23 protein-coding genes are annotated in these 20,281 nt (G+C 70.2%); 18 read left to right on the top strand and 5 right to left on the bottom strand.

Annotation, left to right across the window (positions count from 1 at the left end; all coding sequences use genetic code 11):
* The first annotated feature begins 117 nt into the window (after nt 1–117).
* Nucleotides 118–1,167 carry a DUF5784 family protein gene (locus C3L37_RS08540; RefSeq protein WP_129114192.1) on the top strand — a complete coding sequence of 350 codons (1,050 nt, stop codon included), beginning with the start codon at nt 118–120 and terminating at the stop codon, nt 1,165–1,167.
* A 110-nt stretch (nt 1,168–1,277) separates the two neighbouring features.
* Here the strand turns inward: C3L37_RS08540 and C3L37_RS08535 are convergent, their stop codons facing one another.
* On the bottom strand, nt 1,278–1,562 hold the full coding sequence (locus C3L37_RS08535; RefSeq protein ID WP_129114191.1) for a DUF5789 family protein: 285 nt from the start codon (nt 1,560–1,562) through the stop codon (nt 1,278–1,280).
* A 121-nt stretch (nt 1,563–1,683) separates the two neighbouring features.
* On the opposite strand from C3L37_RS08535, the gene C3L37_RS08530 reads away from it, so the two are divergent.
* Both C3L37_RS08530 and C3L37_RS24300 read left to right on the top strand, forming a co-directional pair.
* A complete protein-coding gene (locus C3L37_RS08530) occupies nt 1,684–2,493 on the top strand; it encodes a PHP domain-containing protein (protein WP_129114190.1) in 810 nt (269 codons plus the stop codon).
* Between the two features lie 80 nt (nt 2,494–2,573).
* Complete coding sequence (locus C3L37_RS24300; protein WP_164974723.1) at nt 2,574–2,738, top strand: DUF6757 family protein; 165 nt, start codon at nt 2,574–2,576, stop codon at nt 2,736–2,738.
* A 240-nt stretch (nt 2,739–2,978) separates the two neighbouring features.
* Here the strand turns inward: C3L37_RS24300 and C3L37_RS08520 are convergent, their stop codons facing one another.
* Nucleotides 2,979–3,515: a DedA family protein gene (locus C3L37_RS08520; protein WP_129114189.1), complete on the bottom strand. Its 537-nt coding sequence runs from the start codon at nt 3,513–3,515 to the stop codon at nt 2,979–2,981.
* A 195-nt stretch (nt 3,516–3,710) separates the two neighbouring features.
* On the opposite strand from C3L37_RS08520, the gene hemB reads away from it, so the two are divergent.
* The 12 genes from hemB to C3L37_RS08460 all read left to right on the top strand — a co-directional run bounded on the left by hemB (nt 3,711) and on the right by C3L37_RS08460 (nt 15,287).
* A complete protein-coding gene (gene hemB, locus C3L37_RS08515) occupies nt 3,711–4,691 on the top strand; it encodes a porphobilinogen synthase (protein ID WP_129114188.1) in 981 nt (326 codons plus the stop codon).
* 325 nt (nt 4,692–5,016) lie between these two features.
* On the top strand, nt 5,017–6,384 hold the full coding sequence (locus C3L37_RS08510) for an ammonium transporter (protein WP_129114187.1): 1,368 nt from the start codon (nt 5,017–5,019) through the stop codon (nt 6,382–6,384).
* On the top strand, nt 6,381–6,749 hold the full coding sequence (locus tag C3L37_RS08505) for a P-II family nitrogen regulator (protein ID WP_129114186.1): 369 nt from the start codon (nt 6,381–6,383) through the stop codon (nt 6,747–6,749). Before C3L37_RS08510 ends, C3L37_RS08505 begins: the two co-directional genes overlap by 4 nt.
* A gap of 161 nt (nt 6,750–6,910) precedes the next feature.
* The gene (gene hemL, locus C3L37_RS08500; RefSeq protein ID WP_129114185.1) at nt 6,911–8,248 is read left to right on the top strand and encodes a glutamate-1-semialdehyde 2,1-aminomutase; all 1,338 of its coding nucleotides are present in this window, start codon (nt 6,911–6,913) and stop codon (nt 8,246–8,248) included.
* Nucleotides 8,249–8,288: 40 nt separating this feature from the next.
* Nucleotides 8,289–8,858 (top strand): hypothetical protein, encoded by a 570-nt coding sequence (locus tag C3L37_RS08495; RefSeq protein WP_129114184.1) that lies wholly within the window; start codon nt 8,289–8,291, stop codon nt 8,856–8,858.
* A 107-nt stretch (nt 8,859–8,965) separates the two neighbouring features.
* Nucleotides 8,966–10,093 (top strand): hydroxymethylbilane synthase, encoded by a 1,128-nt coding sequence (gene hemC, locus C3L37_RS08490; protein WP_129114183.1) that lies wholly within the window; start codon nt 8,966–8,968, stop codon nt 10,091–10,093.
* Between the two features lies 1 nt (nt 10,094).
* On the top strand, nt 10,095–10,886 hold the full coding sequence (cobA, locus tag C3L37_RS08485; RefSeq protein WP_129114182.1) for a uroporphyrinogen-III C-methyltransferase: 792 nt from the start codon (nt 10,095–10,097) through the stop codon (nt 10,884–10,886).
* Nucleotides 10,883–11,635 carry a uroporphyrinogen-III synthase gene (locus tag C3L37_RS08480; protein ID WP_129114181.1) on the top strand — a complete coding sequence of 251 codons (753 nt, stop codon included), beginning with the start codon at nt 10,883–10,885 and terminating at the stop codon, nt 11,633–11,635. The genes cobA and C3L37_RS08480 overlap by 4 nt, the downstream gene beginning before the upstream one ends.
* A gap of 111 nt (nt 11,636–11,746) precedes the next feature.
* A complete protein-coding gene (locus tag C3L37_RS08475; RefSeq protein ID WP_129114180.1) occupies nt 11,747–12,478 on the top strand; it encodes an enoyl-CoA hydratase/isomerase family protein in 732 nt (243 codons plus the stop codon).
* Between the two features lie 52 nt (nt 12,479–12,530).
* Complete coding sequence (locus C3L37_RS08470; protein WP_129114179.1) at nt 12,531–13,946, top strand: DHH family phosphoesterase; 1,416 nt, start codon at nt 12,531–12,533, stop codon at nt 13,944–13,946.
* A 166-nt stretch (nt 13,947–14,112) separates the two neighbouring features.
* Nucleotides 14,113–14,580, top strand: a complete 468-nt coding sequence (locus tag C3L37_RS08465) for a hypothetical protein (RefSeq protein ID WP_129114178.1) — start codon at nt 14,113–14,115, stop codon at nt 14,578–14,580.
* Nucleotides 14,581–14,690: 110 nt separating this feature from the next.
* Nucleotides 14,691–15,287 (top strand): GNAT family N-acetyltransferase, encoded by a 597-nt coding sequence (locus C3L37_RS08460; protein WP_129114177.1) that lies wholly within the window; start codon nt 14,691–14,693, stop codon nt 15,285–15,287.
* A 3-nt stretch (nt 15,288–15,290) separates the two neighbouring features.
* Here the strand turns inward: C3L37_RS08460 and C3L37_RS08455 are convergent, their stop codons facing one another.
* Complete coding sequence (locus C3L37_RS08455; protein WP_228546181.1) at nt 15,291–16,328, bottom strand: AI-2E family transporter; 1,038 nt, start codon at nt 16,326–16,328, stop codon at nt 15,291–15,293.
* Nucleotides 16,329–16,427: 99 nt separating this feature from the next.
* On the opposite strand from C3L37_RS08455, the gene C3L37_RS08450 reads away from it, so the two are divergent.
* From C3L37_RS08450 to C3L37_RS08440, 3 genes are all read left to right on the top strand, one after another.
* On the top strand, nt 16,428–16,748 hold the full coding sequence (locus tag C3L37_RS08450) for a DUF5783 family protein (protein WP_129114175.1): 321 nt from the start codon (nt 16,428–16,430) through the stop codon (nt 16,746–16,748).
* 149 nt (nt 16,749–16,897) lie between these two features.
* Entirely contained in the window at nt 16,898–17,248 is a 351-nt protein-coding gene (locus C3L37_RS08445; RefSeq protein ID WP_129114174.1) for a NifU family protein, read from the top strand.
* A 112-nt stretch (nt 17,249–17,360) separates the two neighbouring features.
* A complete protein-coding gene (locus C3L37_RS08440; protein ID WP_129114173.1) occupies nt 17,361–18,908 on the top strand; it encodes a sulfatase in 1,548 nt (515 codons plus the stop codon).
* On the opposite strand, the gene C3L37_RS08435 is transcribed toward C3L37_RS08440, so the two are convergent.
* Together C3L37_RS08435 and C3L37_RS08430 are read right to left on the bottom strand one after the other, a co-directional pair.
* Nucleotides 18,896–19,825, bottom strand: coding sequence for a ketopantoate reductase family protein (locus C3L37_RS08435; protein ID WP_129114172.1), 930 nt, complete (start codon nt 19,823–19,825; stop codon nt 18,896–18,898). The two genes, C3L37_RS08440 and C3L37_RS08435, sit on opposite strands and share 13 nt — an antisense overlap.
* Nucleotides 19,826–19,876: 51 nt before the next feature.
* Complete coding sequence (locus tag C3L37_RS08430) at nt 19,877–20,206, bottom strand: DUF7130 family rubredoxin-like protein (protein ID WP_129114171.1); 330 nt, start codon at nt 20,204–20,206, stop codon at nt 19,877–19,879.
* Nucleotides 20,207–20,281 lie beyond the last annotated feature (75 nt).

The following is a 20,281-nucleotide window of genomic DNA, read 5'->3' as shown; positions in this document are numbered from 1 at the left end:
TAACGTAACAATTTCGCGCACATATATGTAACGGTCGTACACGAACGATGCGGAGAAACCGCGGGCGACCGGCGACGAGAAGGGGGAGACTTTAATCTCGAAGCCCGTATAGCTGGTGTGGCCCGACCCCTTCGCCCACGGTACGCCCCCGGTCGATGGACGCTCGACCGGATCCGCCGCGACCTGTTGACCCCGCTCGATTCGAATCTCGGCGCGACGATGCGACGCTCGTGGTTCAGACCGCCCGCCGGGTACGACGCTCGGCGGTTCGAGATGGACAACGGCGACGTCGCGCTGTTCTGCTGGACGGTCGACGGCGACGAGGGGCCGGACGGGACCGGCGGAGGGCCGACGCCGGGGGGGTACTGGGTCGGAAACACCGAGACGCCGAGCGAGCTGTGGCGGACGACGAAGTACAGGTTCGAGGCGGTGCCGTACCCCGTCGCGCGCTGGGTGCAGCGCGAGCTGCTCGCGCAGCTGTACGAGGAGACGCCGTGGCTGGAGCCGTACCCGCACGTCTCGTGGTTCTTCCTTCCCGTCTTCCTCTCGAAGGACGGTCGGGACTCCACCCGACGGTTCTTCGACGAGCACGCCGCCGGGTTCCCGGACGCGACCCGGGACGAGGCGCTCGCGTTCTACGACGACTTCCTCGCGACGGGGACGCTCGACGGGTACCGCGAGGAGATGGCCGGAAAGCTCGGCACGTCGAAGCACCTCGACCCCGTGCGGATGAGCGCCGCGATGGGCGAATTCACCGCCGCGAAGGTGCTCTACGACGCCGGCTACGACGTGACGCCCGAGATCGAGGTGACCACCGGTCACTCGCTCGACTTTCGCGCGGACGGGCCCGACGGGACCGGAACGCTCGTCGAGGTGACGCGCCCCCTGCCGCCGAACCGGCGGAGCGCGAACACGCCCGTCGCCGCCGTCCGCGACACGGCCGAGACGAAGACCAACGGTCAGCTCGAACGCCACGGCGGCGGGGTCGTCCTGTTCGTCGACTGCTCGTCCTTTCCCGACGACGACTGGCTGGCCGTGTGCGGGGAGAAACCGGAGGTCCGCCACCGGCCGGCGGTCGTGCTCCGGGCGCGACCCTCCGGCCGGATCGAAGCGTACAGCAAGGGATCGCTGCCGCTGAACCTGGACGGGGCGCTCGAATGGGTGTAGCGCAGAGTGGCGCGGAGCCGTCTCCTGATTGCGTCGCGACTTCCGAGCCGCCGACTTCGGTGCCGCGAAAAACGTGGAGGGTGACCCCCCGGGTTCGAGACCGAGGGCGGTCAGAACGACAGCGGTTCGGGACCGTACTCGCCGAATGAGAACGGGTCGCGGTCGCTGTAGAACCGCCGACCGATCGCGCGGTGGCTCACGCACGTAAAGAGCGCGTCGCGGACGTCCTCGGGGTTCTCGTACGTCTGCGAACCGAGGCGTTCGAGCACCGCGCCGAACCGTTCCTCGCCGTTCTGGAGTTCGATGACCCGGTCGCCGTACGCTTCGATGAGCTCCTCGCTCGTCATCGGGTACTCGTGGCCGTCGAACGCGTCGGCAGTGCGGTTGAGTCGCATCGCCAGATCCTACCCGGACGATAATTATAACGATTTTCCATGCATATCCTTAGAGCCTCCGGATTCCTTAATAGTCCTTAATGTCGCAAGCGCTTTGCGCGAAACGCGCCGAGGGAGGCGCATGGACGACACCGATCCCCCGCCGGTCGCGGACCTCCACGTCCACACGACGGCCTCCGACGGACGATTGACGCTCTCGGAGGTTCCCGCGGCGGCGCGGACGGCCGGCATCGACTCCGTCGCGATCACCGACCACGACCGCGTCCATCCCGGTCTCGACGCGCCGGTCCGACGTCTCGACGGGGTGACCGTCGTCCGGGGGATCGAACTCCGCGTCGACGCCGGCGAAAGGGGCGCTGGAGAGGTGGACCTCCTCGGCTACGGCGTCCGGCGAACGGCGGCGCTCGCGACCGAGTTGGATCGAATCCAACGAAACCGCGTCGAGCGCGGGCGGGAGATCGTCGCGCGCGTCGAGGCGCACCTGGGGGTCGACCTCGACGTCGAAGCGCGGGAGGGGATCGGCCGGCCGCACGTCGCCCGCGCCGTCGAGGCGAGCGACGCGCCGTACGACTACCAGGACGCGTTCGACGACCTCATCGGCGACGACGGTCCGTGTTACGTCCCCCGTCGGATCCCGTCCTTCGAGCGCGGGGTGAAACTGCTCTCGGAGGCCTGTTCGGTGGTGAGCCTCGCGCACCCGTTCCGCTACGCCGATCCCGACGCCGCGCTGGCGTTGACGGCGCACCTCGACGCAGTCGAGCGGTACTATCCGTACGAGCGGCCGGTCGACCCCGGACCGATCGACGCGATCATCGAGGAGCACGGGCTGCTGGCGACCGGCGGGAGCGACGCTCACGGACGGACGCTCGGACTGGCCGGACCCCCCGCGGACGCGTTCGAGGCGTTCGAGGCGCGGCTCCCCCGGCCGTAGTCACTCGCGGCGCGACTGCGGTTCTCTCGCACCGTTTCCGACAGCGCAGGCTTCAACCCCCTCGGGCGCGAAGGCCGCGTATGTACTGTCACTACTGCGACCGCGAGGCCGCCTACGCCGCCGAGAAGGACGGCGTCAGGGTCGGCCTCTGCGACGAGCACTTCCGCGAGCGCCTCGAAGCGCTCGCCGACTCGGACGGCCTCGCCGCGCTCCGGGAGCGGCTCGACGTGGATCGAACCGACTGACGCGGCGTCGCTCCGCGCGCTCTCGACGCGGTGCCCGGGTTTTCCGCGTTCTCGGACGGTCGGAGGCGCTCGGCGCGTTCGTCCTCGCGGCGCTCCTCCTCGTCCGTCGCATCGCGCACCCTCTCCAGCACGTCACCGGGGTCGTGGTCGCCGGCGCGGACGCCGTGGAGTTCGCCGAGCGAGGCGGGATCGCGCGCCGCGAAACGGTCGGGCGGGATTCCCCGAGGGGAACGAAGACGGTCAGAGCAGGCGACCGAGGAAGACGAAGAGGCCGGCGAGGATCACCTCGAACGAGAGCGTCCCGAGCGCCGAGTAGGCGACGAACTTCCGGTCGGAGAGTTCCGAGAAGCCGGCGGGGACGGTCAACATACCTCGGGTAAAGAGCATCGTGTTGCTCAGGAGGACGACGATCGGTCCCCACCGGTCGAACCAGCCGTCGAAGCGGTCGAGCTTCTCCTCGCTGATTCGGAACCACCGCTTTTCGAGGAGGTACTCCCGGCCGCCGCGGCGGGCGACTTTGAACAGCGCGTACTGGCCGATCGTGGCCCCGACGACCGCGACGCTGATGATGGCGAAGTTCTGCGGCGACAGGAAGCTGGACGTGTCGCCGATCAGCACGATCGCGCCGGGAACGATCAGCTCGCTCGGCATGACGTACATCAGCATCGCGCCTTCGAGGACGAAGATCCCGAGCAGGACGAGGAAGGCGTACTCCGACTCCAAGAGCGCCTGCAGTTCGGCTGGCATCTCCTGAAGCTGGAGGACCGGTGTGACCATCGGAGATACCTTCCGCGTTCTCCGCTAAATGAGTTGTGACCCGCGGTTGACGGTCCGGCGGCCGGGAACGCCCCGATCCGGTGGAGTTCGCGCCGCGCTCCCGATCGTCGAGCCGTCGCCCGCGAGCGCGCCCTCGTGCTCGAGGAGTTCGATCGCGAGCGATGCGGTTTTGGGCCGAGCGCCACAAGTGCGGGCATGGATCTCAGAGACCGACCGCGACGCCTCCGTGCCGACGGCATCCGCCCGCTGGTCGCGGAGACGCGGCTCTCGGCGACCGACCTCGTCGCTCCCGTGTTCGTCGACGCGACGGCAGACGAGCGGCTCCCGATCGACTCGATGCCGGGTCACGAGCGCGTGCCCGTCGACGAGGCGGTCGAGCGCGTCGAGGAGGTGCGCGAGACGGGCGTCGAGGCGGTGATGCTGTTCGGCGTCCCGCGGTCGAAGGACGGGCGCGGAACCCGCGCGTGGGCCGAGGACGGCGTCGTTCAGGAGGCGACCCGCCGGATCGTCGCCGAGACCGACGCGTACGTGATCACCGACGTCTGCCTCTGCGAGTACACCGATCACGGTCACTGCGGGGTGACCGAACGCGACGCCGAGACGGATCCCCGCCTCACCGTTCGCAACGACGAGACGCTCGACCTCCTCTCGAAGGTCGCCGTCTCGCACGCGGCGGCGGGCGCGCACATGGTCGCCCCGAGCAGCATGACCGACGGCATGGTCGGCGCGATCCGCGACGGACTCGACGAGGCCGGGTTCGCGGACGTGCCGATCACGAGCTACGCCGCGAAGTTCGAGAGCGCCTTCTACGGCCCGTTCCGCGACGCCGCCGACGGCGCGCCCGCCTTCGGGGACCGCAGACACTACCAGATGGACCCGGCGAACGCGCGCGAGGCCGTGCGGGAGGTGCGCCTCGACGTCGAGCAAGGCGCGGACGTGCTGATGGTCAAGCCGGCCCTGCCGTACCTCGACGTCGTCCGCGACGTGCGCCGGGAGTTCGACCGGCCGGTCGCCGCCTACAACGTCAGCGGCGAGTACGCGATGCTCCACGCCGCCGCGGAGAAGGGGTGGCTCGACCTCGAAGCGACGGCGCGCGAGTCGCTCCTGTCGATCAAGCGCGCGGGCGCGGACCTCATCGTGACGTACTTCGCCGAGGACGTGGCGTCCGGTCTGTGATCGCGCGCTCGCCGTCCGTCGCGCGGGTCGGACGGAACGCCCCGTAAAAGACAGCGGATCGACACTACGTTCGTCAAATACTCCGGCAACATTTGTCCAGCCGGTGGTGGGAGTATGACCTTATACAACCCTTATTCGATCTTAAATAGAACGTTCGTCTATCGAGAGGGCAGAAAAATTCCCATATTCAACACCAACCCTTATATGCCGCCGTTCCATGATCTTCTACCGTGATTTGGAAGAAGTATGCGGTTGATTTCGTCTCAACCGTGAACATCTGTCCACGTATCGTCCGTAAAATAGTACCCGAGGGGGTGTCGTCGTGATGGAACCGCTCCTGCAGACTGACGCCGCCGCGATCGTCGAGGGCGTCAACATGGTGTGGGTGCTCGTCGTCACCTTCCTCATCTTCTTCATGCACGCGGGCTTCGCGATGCTGGAGGCGGGGCAGGTGCGCGCGAAGAACGTGGCGAACCAGTTGACGAAGAACCTCCTGACGTGGAGCGTCGGCGTGATCGTCTTCTTCCTCGCGGGGGCGGCGATCTCGGCCGTCGTCGGCGGGATCACCGGCGGCGGCGACTACTCCGTCGCCGGCGCGTTCGCCGACGTGTACGAGCCCTCGTCGTCGGTCGACTGGGTCGGGTGGCTGTTCGGCGCGGTGTTCGCCATGACCGCCGCGACGATCGTCTCCGGGGCCGTCGCCGGCCGCGCGAAGCTCCGCGCGTACGTCGCCTACACCGTCCTCCTCGCCGCGGTCATCTACCCGGTCGTCACCGGCTTCACGTGGGACGGCGGCTTCCTCGACGCGCTCGGCTTTCACGACTTCGCCGGCGGCATGATCGTCCACGGGATGGGCGGCATCGCCGGCCTCACCGCGGCGTGGGTCATCGGCCCGCGGATGGACCGTTTCAACGACGACGGGACGGTCAACGTCATCCCCGGCCACTCGCTGACGTTCGCGGCCCTCGGGACGCTCGTCCTCGCATTCGGCTGGTACGGCTTCAACGTCGGGACGGCCGCCGCCCCCCTCGCGGTCGAGGGCGGCGAGGTCGTCCTCGGCGACTTCAGCTACGTCGGCCGCGTCGCGCTGACGACGACCCTCGGCATGGCCGCGGGCGCGATCGGCGCGGCCGCGATGGCGCTGTACAAGACCGGCAAGGTCGACACCCTGTACGTCGCGAACGGCCTGCTCGCCGGCCTCGTCGGCATCACGAGCAACACCGACGCCATCGTCTGGCCCGGCGCGCTCGCCATCGGCCTGCTCGCCGGCGCGCAGCTTCCCATCGTCTTCGAGTTCGTCGAGAAGCGGCTGAAGATCGACGACGTGTGCGCCGTCTTCCCAGTTCACGGGTCGGCCGGCATCCTCGGGGCGCTCGTCTTCCCCGCCTTCGCCGTCGACGTGTGGGCGGGCGGCGGCGTCGCCGAGGCGGTGAGCCTGTTCGTCCCGCAGGCGATCGGGGTCACCGTCATCGCCCTGTGGACGTTCGCCGCGACCGCCGCCGTCTTCGGCGGCATCAAGGCGCTGGGCGAGGCGCGCGTCACGCCCGAGCACGAGCGCGAGGGGCTCGACAGCTCCGAGCACGGGGTCGACACCTACCCCGAGTTCGGTAAGCCCGACGCCGTCGCCGACGGCGCGGGCGCGCCGATCCGCCCCGACGGCGGAATCCGCGTCGAGGGGGGTGACGAGCGATGAGCGACGACGTCCCGAACGACGGGGAAATCAAGATGGTCGTCGCGATCGTCCGACCGGACAAGCTCGGCGACGTGAAGAAGGGGCTCGCCGAGGTCGGCGCGCCCTCGCTCACGGTCACGAACGTCTCCGGCCGCGGCAGCCAGCCCGCGAAGAAGGGCCAGTGGCGCGGCGAGGAGTACACGGTCGACCTCCACCAGAAGGTGAAGATCGAGTGCGTCGTCGCCGACATCTCGGCCGACGACGTGGTGGACGCCGTCCGCGAGGCCGCCAACACCGGCGAGCCGGGCGACGGCAAGATCTTCGTCATCGACGTCGCCGACGCCGTGCAGGTCCGCACCGGCAAGCGCGGACCGGACGCCGTCTGAGGCGACGCGACGCGGTCCGAGGCGGCGCGCGGCTCAGAAACTACTTTGGAGCCCGCATTCCAACGGCGGCGCATGAACGCGTCGAGATCGCGGCACCGGGACCGGGCGGAACGAGCGTCGCCTTCGGCGACCTGCGAACGCGCGTCCGGAGGTGCCCCCGCGTGAACCACGATCGCTCCCGCGACCTGTACGACCGGGCGCTGTCGGTCATGCCCGGCGGCGTGAACTCGTCGGTGCGGGCGACGAGACCGTACCCCTTCTTCGTCGAGCGCGGCGACGGCGGCCACGTCATCGACGCCGACGGCAACCGGTACGTGGACTACGTGCTCGGCTACGGACCGCTGCTGTACGGCCACGACATGCCCGACCCCGTCCGCGCGGCGGTCCAAAAGTACGCCAGCGACGGCCCGATGTACGGCGCGCCGACGGAGATCGAGGTCGAGCACGCGGAGTTCGTCGCCAGGCACGTCCCGAGCGTCGAGATGATCCGGTTCGTCAACTCCGGCACCGAGGCGACCGTCTCGGCCGTCCGCCTCGCGCGCGGCTACACCGGCCGCGACAAGATCGTCGTCATGCGGGGGGGCTATCACGGCGCGCAGGAGTCGACGCTCGTCGAGGGCGACCCGGAGAGCCCGCGGCCGAGCACGGCGGGCATCCCCGAGGCGTTCGCGGCGCACACCCTCCCGGTCCCGTTCAACGACGAGGGGGCCGTCCGCGACGCGTTCGAGGCGCACGGCGACGAGATCGCGGCCGTCCTCGTCGAGCCGATCCTCGCCAACACGGGCATCGTGATGCCCGTCGACGGGTACCACGAGACGCTCCGCCGGCTCACCGACGAACACGGCGCGCTCTTGATCTTCGACGAGGTGATCACGGGCTTCCGCGTCGGCGGCCTCGGGTGCGCGCAGGGGAAGTTCGGCGTTACGCCGGACCTGACGACGTTCGGGAAGATCGTCGGCGGCGGGTTCCCCGTGGGCGCGATCGGCGGCAGGGCGGAGGTCGTCGAGCACTTCAGCCCCGCGGGCGACGTGTTCCAGTCCGGCACGTTCTCCGGCCACCCTGTGACGATGGCCGCGGGTCACGCGTACCTGACGTACGCCGCCGAGAACGACGTGTACGAGCACGTCGACCGCCTCGGCGAGAAGCTCCGACGGGGGATCACGGAGATCTGCGAGGAGCAGGCCCCCGAGTACACCGTCGTCGGCACCGACAGCATGTTCAAGACGATCTTCACCCGCGAGGGCCCCTCCGACCTCGACGGCCAGTGCGCGGCGGGCTGTCGCCAGCGTCCGGACTGCCCGCGGTACGACTACTGCCCGAAGACCGGCGCGGACGTGTCGAACGCCGAGACGGAGCGCTGGGAGCGCATCTTCTGGCAGGAGATGAAGGATCGCGGGGTCTTCCTCACGGCCAACCAGTTCGAGTCGCAGTTCGTCTGTTACGCGCACACGGACGAGGACGTGGAGCGGACGCTGGAGGCGTACAAGGAGGCGCTCTGAGGCGCGCTAATTTATACGCCGGCGACGACTACCCGGGGATATGAACGATCAGCCGCCGGACGACCGGGACGAACGGACGAGTCGATCCGACCGATCGGACCGAGCCGTCGACCGCGGGGGTGATCGCGCGACGAGACGCGAGCCCGGCGCGCCGACCGCGGTCGGCACGGCGACGGATCGCGACAGCGGGCTCGACCGGTACCTCCCCGACGCGGACGTCGACTCGCGGTGGTGGTACTGGATCGCGGCCGTCCCGGTCTACTTCGTCCTGCTCGTCGTCGCCGCCGTCGTCGCGTTCGTCGCGTTCGCCTTCGGGTTCGCGCTCGACGTCGCCGGACTGGGCGGCCTCGCGAGCCTGACGAACGTCCTCCTGTTCTCCGTCGCGGCGTTCGTCCTCGCGCTCCCCGGCCTCGTCCTCGCGGTGCTCTTTCCCCTCGCGATCTACGTCGACGCGAAGGCGGTCGCGCGGTCCGGGTCCGAGTGGAGCCCCGACGCGGTGCTGTACGGGCTGGTCGCGCTCGCGGGCGTGATCGTGACGAACTTCGTCGTGAGCGTCCCGCTCGCGGTGTACTACCTCTACCTCCGGCACGAGCACGTCGGAACGCCGTAGGGGAGGTGCCGGCGCACCGGCCGCCGGAACGTGGGGGCACGGGCGCGTCGGACCGCCGGAGGGTCGGAACTGGTGTCCTTTTCAACGTCGGGCGCACATCACCGACCATGAGCACACGCGGGACCCTGCGGCTCGCGACGCGAGGCTCCGACCTCGCGTTGCGACAGGCGGCGAGCGTCGGCGAGGCGCTCTCGGACCGCCGCTACGACGTGGAGCTGGTCGAGGTCGAGACGCGCGGCGACAGGCTGCGGGACGAACTCATCCACCGCCTCGGGCGGACCGGCGCGTTCGTCCGCGCGCTCGACGAGAAGGTCCTCGCGGGCGAGGTCGACGCCGCGGTCCACTCGATGAAGGACATGCCGACGGAGTCGCCGCCGGAGCTGTTCGTCGCGGGCGTCCCCGAGCGCGCGTCGGCCGGCGACGCGCTCCTCACGCCCGACGGGAGCGATCTGGACGACCTGCCGTCGGGGGCCGTCGTCGGGACGTCGTCGCTCCGGCGGAAGGCGCAGCTCCTCAACGCCCGGCCGGATCTCTCCGTCGTCCCCCTCCGCGGAAACGTGGACACGCGCGTGGAGAAACTCCTCGCGCCGAGCCTCCAGCGCGAGCACGAAGCGCGCGTCGAGGCCGACGCCGACCGGAAGGGGAACCTCGGAGACGACGACTACGAACCGGCGTACGACCGACGGCCCGAGGAGTGGTTCGACGACCTCTCGGAGCTCGAACGGCGGGCGCTCGGCCGCGACGCAGACGCTGAGTTCGACGCCATCGTCCTCGCGGAGGCCGGACTGCGCCGGAGCGGCCTCGACCGCCACGTCGCGTCCTCGCGCCTCCCGATGGGCGCGTTCGTCCCAGCGCCGGGACAGGGGGCCATCGCGGTCACGGGCGCGGCCGGCGAGGCGTCGGAGGCGATACAACGCGCCGTCGACCACCCGCGGTCGCGCGTCGAGACGACCGTCGAGCGGACGGTGCTCGCGGAACTCGGCGGCGGCTGCGTGGCGCCCATCGGCGTCAACGCCGTGGTGCAGGGGAGCTACGTCCGAGTCCGCGCGCAGGTGCTGAGCGCGGACGGCGAGGAGGTCGTCGAAACCTCCCGGGACCTCCCCGTCGAGAACCACGCGCACGCCGCCGCGGACCTCGCGGACGACCTGCGCGACCGCGGCGCGGCGGAGCTGATCGAGCGCGCGGCGCGCGAGGCGGAAGCGGACGAGGAGACGGAAGGAAAGCGGGGTGAGTGAGATGGGGGAGCGCGAGAAATCGGCGTCGGACGCCCCTGGTACCGTCTACCTCGTCGGGAGCGGCCCCGGCGACCCGGACCTCATGACGGTGAAAGCGAGACGCCTGCTGGAGGAGGCGGACGTCGTCCTCCACGACAAGCTCCCCGGGCCGGAGATCCTCGGGACGATCCCCGAGGGGAAGCGCGAGGACGTGGGCAAGCGCGCGGGCGGCGACTGGACCCCGCAGGAGTACACGAACCGTCGGATGGTCGAACTCGCCCGCCGGGGGAAGACCGTCGTCCGACTGAAGGGTGGCGACCCCTTCGTCTTCGGCCGCGGCGGCGAGGAGATGGAGCACCTCGCGCGGGAGGGAATCCCGGTAGAGGTCGTCCCCGGCGTCACCTCGGCCGTCGCCGGCCCGGGCGTCGCCGGCGTCCCGCTCACCCACCGCGACCACGCCTCGTCGGTGTCGTTCGTCACGGGCCACGAGGACCCGACGAAGGAGGAGTCGGCGGTCGACTGGCGGGCGCTCGCGGAGACCGGCGGGACGATCGTCGTCCTCATGGGCGTCGGAAAGCTCCCCGAGTACGCCCGTGCGCTGGTCGAGGCGGGGAAGCGCCCCGACACGCCGGTCGCGCTCGTCGAGCGGGCGACGTGGCCCGACATGCGCGTCGCGACCGGGACGCTCGAAACCATCGTCGCGGTGCGCGACCGCGAGGGGATCGAACCGCCCGCGATCGCGGTGATCGGCGAGGTGGCGGCGACCCGCGAGCGCGTCCTCGATCTGCTGGAGAACGCGGGGGGCGAGCCGTGACGCGCGAGGTCACCGTCGCCGTCTTCCGCCCGGCCGACGAGCGACTGCGCGAGGCGGTCGAGCTGCTCGACTCGCTCGGCGCGACGCCCGTCCCCGATCCGATGCTCGCGGTCGAACCGACGGGCGAGGTACCGCGGACCGACGACGCCGACTACGCGATCTTCACGAGCAAGACGGGCGTCGAACTCGCGGCCGAGGCGGGGTGGGTGCCCGACGAGAGGACGGTCGTCTGCGCGATCGGCGAGGCGACCGCCGACGCGCTCCGCGACGCCGGATACCGGGTCGATCGAATCCCCGAAGAGTTCACCTCGACCGGACTCGTCGCCGCGCTCGACGGCGACGTCGCGGGCGCGCGCGTCGAGGTCGCCCGGAGCGACCACGGCAGCGACGTGCTGCTCGACGGGCTGCGCGAGGCCGGGGCGGACGTGCGCGAAACCGTCCTCTACCGGCTCGTTCGACCCGAGGGTTCGGGCGAGTCGGTGGAACTGGCCGCCGACGGGGATCTGCGCGCGGCGGTCTTCACCTCGTCCCTGACCGTCGAGAACTTCCTCGCGGCGGCCGAGGATCGCGGGGTTCGTCAGGACGCGCTCCGGGGGCTGAACGAGGCGGTCGTCGGGGCCATCGGCGAACCGACGCGGCGGACCGCGGAACGGCTCGGGGTCGACGTCGACGTGGTCCCGGAGCGCGCCGACTTCGAGGAACTGGCCTGCGCGGTCGTCGAGGCCGCGGCTCCGACGTACAACGAGTGAGACGGGACGACGTGGCGGGACGCGGCGGCCGATCGGCCGCCGCGTCCCACGATCGGCCGATGTCGGTGTCCGGCGGCGGTTATAAGCGACGCGGGAGAGACACGCACACCCATGCTCTCGTACGACCGTCGCGGCGACGCCGCGTGGATCACGATCGACAGGCCCGAAAAGCGCAACGCGATCCACGTCGAGGGGTGGCGCGAGCTCGCGCGCCTGCTGGAGCGAGCGGAAGCGGAGGCGCGCGCGGCGGTGCTCACCGGCGTCGGCGACGCGTTCTGCGCCGGCGACGACATCGAAGTCATCGACGGGGCGGAGACCGCCGCCGAGGTGGAGGAGCTCGGCGACTGCCTCCACGAGGCGCTGTTCGGCGTCGAGAAACTCGACGTGCCCGTGATCGCGGCGGTCAACGGGCTCGCCTACGGCGGCGGGATGGAACTCGTCGTCGGCTGCGACCTCGCGGTCGCCGTCGAGGGGGCGACGTTCGCGCTGCCGGAGACGCGGATCGGCGCGTACCCGCCGTACGCGGTCGAGCGGGTCGCCGCCGTCGGCGGCCGAAAGCGCCTGATGGAGCTTTCGCTCACGGGCGAGCCGATAGACGCGGATCGGGCGCTCGACTGGGGACTGGTGAACCGGGTCGTTCCCGAGTGGGAACTGGAGCCGACGGTCGAAACGTTCGTCGAGCGGATCGCCGAGTCGCCGGCCGCATCGATCGCGACGGCGAAGCGGCACGCCGCCCGGAGCGCGTCGGACGCGGGCGCGCGCGATCGCGTCGTGGGTGCGCTCTCGCAGCTCCGGCGCGACGACGACTGCAGGGACGCGACGCGGGCGTTTCTCGAACGGTAGCGCGAGCCGGGAGCCGGAAGTTTATATTCCAAACCGCGCCTACCGTCGGGTAATGGACGGTCCGGTTCCCGAACTGGCGGAGTGCGCGTCGGCGTGCGCGGAGCGACTCGGAGACGCCGACAGCGTGCTCCTCGCGTCGCACATCGACGCCGACGGCCTCACGAGCGCCGCGGTCGCCGCGAGCGCGCTCGAACGGGCGTCGATCCCCTTCGACACCGTGTTCTCGAAGCAGCTCGACGAGTCCGAGATCGCGGCGATCGCGGCGACCGACCACGACACGGTGCTCTTTACCGACTTCGGGAGCGGGCAACTGGATCTCATCGCCGAACGCGAGGCGGCGGGGGCCTTCACGCCGGTCGTCGCGGACCACCACCGACCGGCGGACGCGGAGACCGAGTTCCACCTCAACCCCCTCCTCTTCGGCGTCGACGGCGCGTCCGAACTCTCCGGGGCGGGCGCGAGCTACGCGCTCGCGCGGGCGCTGGAGACCGACGGGGTCGACAACCGCGACCTCGCGGCGCTCGCCGTCGTCGGAGCCGTCGGCGACATGCAAGGCTCGAACGGCGGGTTGACCGGGGCGAACGAGCGGATCGTCGAGGAGGGCGTCGAGGCCGGCGTCCTCGAAGCCGCGCGGGACCTCGCGCTGTACGGCAGACAAACCAGGCCGCTCCCGAAGCTCCTCGAATACGCGAGCGACGTCCGGATTCCCGGGATCTCGAACGACGAGGCGGGGACGATCGCCTTCCTCTCTGATCTCGATCTCGACCTGAAGGAGGGGGGCGAGTGGCGACGGTGGATCGACCTCTCCGGCGAGGAGCGGCGGACGGTCGTCAGCGCGCTGGTACAGCGGGCTGTGGCGTCGGGCGTGCCGGCGAGCCGCATCGACTCGCTCGTCGGGACGACCTACACGCTCACGACGGAGGAGGAGGGGACGGAGCTGCGCGACGTGAGCGAGTTCTCGACGCTCCTGAACGCGACGGCGCGCTACGAGCGCGCCGACGTGGGACTGGCCGTCTGTCTCGGGAACCGGGACGGCGCGCTGGACGCCGCTCGCGCGTTGCTCAGAAACCACCGACGGAACCTCTCGGAGGGGTTACGGTGGGTCAAGACGGAAGGCGTGACGGTCGAAGAGCACGTCCAGTGGTTCGACGCCGGCACCCGCATCCGCGAGACCATCGTGGGGATCATCGCCGGCATGGCCGTGGGCGCGAACGGGATCAGCCCGCGACTTCCCATCGTCGCCTTCGCCGAGAAGAGCGACGAGGAGGTGAAAGTCTCCGCGCGCGGCAGCCGCGTCCTGACCCGTCAGGGGCTCGACCTCTCGGCGGTGATGCGCGAGGCGTCCCGCGCGGTTGGCGGCGACGGCGGCGGCCACGACGTCGCCGCCGGGGCGACGATCTCGAACGGCGAGCAGCGGGCGTTCGTCGAGCACGCGGACCGACTCGTCGGCGAACAGCTCGACGGGTGATCGGCGACCGGGCCGGCGGAAGCGACGAGAGGGTCGAACGGCGACGAGAGGATCGGACGGCGTCGAGAGGACCGGACGGCGTCGACGAAGAGCCGCGTGGAGGCGGGGGGTCCGGATCGATCGCGGCCGAACCACTGATACAGCGGTGCGGCGTACGGCCGGTCGCATGATCGATCGGGCGCAGTCGGGCGCGGATCGCGAAGACTCCGCCGCGCGGGCGAGAGAGGACGACCGCCGCCGAGCGTCGCGGCGCCGGATCCTCGCCGGCGTCGGCACCGTCGCGACCGTCGGCCTGGGCGGTTGTCTCCGGACGGGGCTGCGCGCGTCGGTCGACGGACTGGCCGACTCGAACGTCTTCGAGGACGTGTCGCCGTCCGGGTCGGTGGCGACGGCTCGCACGACGGCGAAGGTGACGCTGACGTCGGCCGCCGCGACGCGAGTGGGCGTCCGCGAACTGAGCGTGACCTCGACGGGCGGGAGCGAGATCTGGACGGGGTCGGTCGCGCCGGGCCAGACGAGCGTCGGCGGTGTCGTCTTTCCCGTCGGGAAACCCGCGAGGCTCTCGGCCGCGAACTACGACGGCGCGTTCGTCGAGGGCGTGACCGTCACGATCGGTGGCCGGGCGGTGCCGTAGCGCGGGGACGAAACCTGGCGCGCCGTCGGTCGACGAGTCCGTTCGTCGCGGACCGACGAGTACGTCCGTCGCGGACCAACGATTATGTCCGCCGCGAGAGAAGGCGAATCGTGTCGGTCGAAATCAGGTTCGCCACGGAAGCGGACGCCGACCGCGTCCGCGAGATATACGCCCCCCACGTCGGTGAGTCGGCGGCGTCGTTCGAACTGACCCCCCCGTCAACGGCGGAGGTGCGGCGACGGGTCGCGAAGACGGTCGACGAACGGCCGTGGCTCGTCTGCGAGGTCGACGGGACGGTCGCCGGCTACGCCTACGCGAGCCCCTTCAGCGACCGCGGGGCGTACCGGTGGTCCGTCGAGAGTTCGGTGTACGTCCACCGCGCGCGGCGGCGAAACGGGATCGCGCGCGGACTGTACGCGTCGCTGTTCGAACTGCTCCGGTTGCAGGGCTTCTACAACGTCTACGCTGGAGTGACGCTGCCGAATCCGGCGAGCGTCTCCCTCCACGAGTCGATGGGGTTCGAGCCGGTCGGGACGTACGAGAACGTCGGGTACAAGCGCGGGGAGTGGCGCGACGTGGGGCGGTGGCACCTGCCGCTCCGCGAGCACTCGTCCGGGCCCGAGCCGCCGGCGTCGGTGTCGGCGACGCGCCGCCTCGACGGGTGGGACGAAGCGCTCGCGGCGGGGCTGTCGTCGATTCGGCTGTGATCGTCACTCCGAAAGACGAATCGAGCCGTACTCGTCCGCGTACAGTTCGACGAGGGTCTTCAGGAGGCCCAGCACGATCGGCCCGAAGAAGAGTCCGACGAAGCCGAACAGGTACAGTCCGCCGAAGATGCCGACGATGACGATCGCCGGGTTGAGGTTCGCGCCGCGGCCGCTGACGACCGGTCGGACGTAGTTGTCCGAGAGGCTGACGACGACGCTCCCGTAGACGAAAAGCAACGCTGCCGCGCCGGCGCGACCGACGACGAGGAGATAGATCGACGCCGGAACCCAGACGATGGACGCGCCGATGAGCGGGAGAAAGGAGAGCACCGTCGTCATGACGGTCCAGAAGACGACGTTGGAGACGCCGACGACCGCGAGGCCGACGCCGGTCAAGACGCCCTGGACGACCGCGACCACGGCGTTTCCGACGAGCACCGCCCACATGATCCGGTCGGTCGCGGCGTACAGTTCCTCTCGAACGCGGCGGGACAGCGGAGACGCGTCGCCGAGCCAGCGAAGCAACCGATCGCCGTCCGCGAGGAAGTAGTAGAGCAGAAAGACGAACACGGTGACGCCGATGAGCGCGTTCGATATGCCGCCGAACACGCCGAAGAGACCGCCGAGCAGGTCGGTCGTTCGCCCGCCCATCTGGCGTAAGAGTTCTTCTGCGATCCGGTTGGGATCGATCACCACCGTCGGAACGTCGACCGCGACGCCGGTCACGGACTGGATCCCCGCCTCGACGGCGGACTCGTCGAACTCCACCGCACCGGACCGGAGGATGTCGACCGCCTGGTCGATCGCGACGCCGACGACGACGGCGAACGGGACGAGCAGGGCGACCGCCGAGAGGAGGATGAGGACGACGGCCGAGAACCGAGAGCCGACGTGCGGCGCAAGCCGTCGCTGCAGCGGATAGAGGAGGTACGCGAGCAGGACGGCCGACAGGGCGTACTGGAGAAACGGAAAGAACAGGAGGGCCGAGAGGACGACGGCGAGCCCGACGAGCAGCAGGTGAAACCGCGCGCTCCGTCTCACACCATCCATCGAGACCGCGACGGGTTAAATATGTACGCCGACGGACGCAATCCGCGTCGGCATCGGCCGACTTTTGAGGGTTCCGGCGAATCCACGGATATGACCGAGTTCGATCCCGAGAAGTTCGAGGACAAGTACGTCCACTACTTCCCGCAGCTCCAGCGGGCGTACAAGAATGCGTTCGATACGATGAACGAGGCGTACGACTCCGAGTTGATCCACGCGATCGATCAGGGGATCCTGAACGAGTCCGAGCCGTTCTACGCCGACGGCGAGTTTCACGTCGAACTGCCGGAGGACCCGGCCGACCGACTCGGCGGCGTCCTCGTCGACGACGAGAAGCTGGAGGCGACGCTCGCGCGCTACGTCGAGGAGATCGAATCGGAACTGCACCGCGTGTTCGGCGTCGAGCGATCGTAACGCGTGGTCGGCGTCGGGCGAACGCAAAGCGCGAGCGACGCCGTGCGGACGTGAAATCGCGGCGCACGGCGGCCGTACGCCGGCGTTCGTCGGTGCGCGGCGTGCGCGTGAACCAAAAGCCTAAGAACGCCGACCACCAAGGCCGGGACATGAGCACGGAGAGTCAGGAGTCGGACGACGACCTGAAAGAGCGCGTGGCGAACTTTCTGCGCCGAAACTTCCCGCAGATCCAGATGCACGGCGGCACCGCGGCGATCCGCGACCTCGATCGCGAGACGGGCGAGGTGACCGTCGCGCTCGGCGGCGCGTGTTCCGGGTGCGGCATCTCCCCGATGACGATCCAGGCGATCAAGACCCGGATGGTAAAGGAGATCCCCGAGATCGAGACGGTCCACGCGGACACCGGGATGGGCGGCGGCATGGGTGGCGGCACGAGCCCGTCGTTCCCCGGCGAGACCCGCGAGAACGACAGCGACGAGGGACCGCAGGCCCCGTTCTGAGGCCCGCGTAGCGCCCTTTTCGATCTCCGCGGGTCGCGCGTCGTTCTCGTTCGGTGACGGGACGACGCGTCAATACCGGAGATTTATCCGTCCCTCCGGCAGAGGGTGACGTATGAGTCGCGAGTCGCCCCGGAACGTCCTGTTCGTCGTGATGGACACCGTCCGGAAGGACCACCTGACCCCGTACGGGTACGAGCGTCCGACCACCCCCGGATTGGCGTCCTTCGCCGAGGAAGCGACCGTGTTCGAGGGGGCGGTCGCGCCCGCGCCGTGGACGCTCCCCGTCCACGCCTCGCTCTTCACCGGGATGTACCCGCACCAGCACGGGGCAGATCAGGAGAACCCCTACCTCGACGGGGCGACCACGCTCGCGCAGACGCTGTCCGCGGCGGGCTACGACACCGCGTGTTACTCCTCGAACGCCTGGATCACGCCGTACACCCACCTGACCGACGGCTTCGACGACCAGGACAACTTCTTCGAGGTGATGCCCGGCGACTTCCTGTCGGGGCCGCTCGCGAAGGCGTGGAAGACGCTGAACGACAACGAGTCGCTCCGCGCCGTCGCCGACAAGCTCGTCAGCCTCGGCAACACCGCCCACGAGATGCTCGCCGGCGGCGGCTCCGCGGACTCGAAGACGCCCGCCGTGATCGACCGGACGATGGAGTTCGTCGAAGGGTCGGACGAGTGGTTCGCGTTCATCAACCTCATGGACGCGCACCTCCCGTACCACCCGCCGGAGGAGTACGCGGAGCGGTTCGCGCCAGGCGTCGACTCGGCCGAAGTGTGCCAGAACTCGAAGGAGTACAACTCGGGTGCGCGCGACATCGACGACGACGAGTGGGAGGCGATCCGGGGGCTGTACGACGCCGAGATCGCCCACATCGACGACCAGCTCACCCGCCTCTTCGACTGGCTGAAGGAGACGGACCGGTGGGACGACACGATGGTCGTCGTCTGCGCCGATCACGGCGAGCTCCACGGCGAACACGGCATCTACGGCCACGAGTTCTGCCTGTACGATCCGCTCGTGAACGTCCCGCTGCTGGTGAAACACCCCAAACTCGACGGCGGCCGCCGGGAGGATCAGGTCGAGCTGCTCGACCTCTACCACACGGTGCTCGACGCGCTGGACGTCGAAGGCGGCGCTCCGGCCGCTTCGGGCGACGACGTCGTCTCCCTCGACCGGACGCGGTCGCTCCTCTCCGAGGGGTACCGCTCGTTCGCGTCGGTTCCCGCGGCCGACCGCGACCCCGGTCAGCGCGGCGAGGGGGAGTACGCGTTCGTCGAGTACTCCCGTCCCGTCGTCGAGCTGAAACAGCTCGAAGAGAAGGCGAAGAAGGCCGGAATCACGATCTCCGAGGACTCGCGCTTCTACTCGCGGATGCGCGCGGCGCGGCGGCGGGAGGCGAAGTACGTCCGCATCGACCGCATCCCCGACGAGGCCTACCGGCTCGACGCCGACCCCGAAGAAGCGGAGAACCTCGCCGGATCGGGCGACGAACTGATCGCGGCGACCGAGTCGACGCTCGCGGCGTTCGAGGAGGCCGCGGGCGGCGCGTGGGCCGAGGCGGACGACGTCGAGGTGACCGACGAGTCGCTCGACGAGATGGACGACGAGGCCCAACAGCGCCTCCGCGACCTCGGTTACATGGAGTGATCGGCCGCGCCCCCCTCGACCGGTCGAAGTTCCCGCTCGGACTCCCACGCCCGTAGCAGTCCCGCGAGCGTTCGGTTCGTCGGCGCGTCGAGTCCGTGTCGCCGCGCCCGCTCGACGACGACGCCGTTTATCGCGTCCACCTCCGTCCGCGCGCCGGCGTCGACGTCCTGGAGCATCGACGACCGGTTCGCGGCGGTCGCGTCGACCACCTCACAGAGCGCATCGCGCGCCCGCCGATTCGTCAGGTGGACGCCCTCGGCGCGGGCGACGCGGGCGGTCTCGCGGGCGGCCGTCCGCGCGAGCGTCGCCGCCTCGCCGTCGGCGAGCGCCCCGTTTTCGACCCGTGCGAGGGCGGTCACGGCGTTGATCCCGGCGTTGACGGCGAGTTTCTCCCAGCGCCGCAGCGGCATGTCCGTCGCCGCGGTCGCTTCGAGGTCGGCCGCGCGGAGCGCGGCTGCGACGCGCTCTGCCACGGGGGAGCGGCCGCCGCCGTGCGCGCCGAGGGCGATCCCCCCGACGCCCGTGCACTCGACGCGTCCCGGGCCGAGCAGCCTCGCGCCGTACGTCGCGGTTCCCGAGAGCACGGGCGCGTCGATGCGATCCGCGAGGATCTCCTCCGTGAGCCCGTTCTGCAGCGAGAGGACGGCCCCGGCGTCCGCGTCGGCCAGCGCGTCCGCCGCCGCGGCGGTGTCGTACGACTTCACGGTCACGATCGCGAGGTCGGCGGAACGGTCGGGAAGGGTGGTTCGGGCGTCCGGACGGACCTCGGCGTCGATCGCGCCGGAGACGCGCAGTCCGGCCTCGCGGACGCGGGCGACGTGCGGATCGCGCCCGACGAGGGTTACCAGGTGTCGGCGGGCGAGCAGGCCGCCGACGAGGCTTCCGAGGCTCCCCACGCCGAAGACGACGATCTCCATGCCCGACCGGTGGCGGGCCGGCGAGAAAAGCGAACGGTTCGACCGCGGTCGTCAGTCCTCGGTCCAGTAGTAGAGGTCCTCCTTGGGCGCGCCGCAGTTGGGGCACCGCTCCGGGAGGCCCTCGTCGATCTCGCCCATCTCGCCGCACTCGGTGCAGCGCCACATCAGGTAGCCCTCGCCGAACTCGTGGCCAGTGCGGGCGTGCTCGACGCTCAGCGCCTCCATCCCCTCGCGCATCGTCACGTAGAAGCCGCCCTCGTCGAACCCGCGGACAGTCCCGAGTTCGTTGCCCTCCTCGTCGTAGACGGACTGGCCCAGATTCAGCTGTTCGATCTCCGATTCGGACACGTCGTCGGGTTCTTCGCCGCCATCGCCGACCATGTGTACGCGTTCGACGGCGAGTATGTTAAATGCCAACGGCCGCGGCGGTGAAAGCGCGGAGCGGCCCGCGGAGAT

Origin of the sequence: Halegenticoccus tardaugens, assembly GCF_004116405.1 — an archaeon.
Taxonomy (GTDB): domain Archaea; phylum Halobacteriota; class Halobacteria; order Halobacteriales; family Haloferacaceae; genus Halegenticoccus; species Halegenticoccus tardaugens.
The sequence above is the reverse complement of the archived record's forward strand: the minus strand, read 5'-3'. Positions and strand labels throughout refer to the sequence as shown.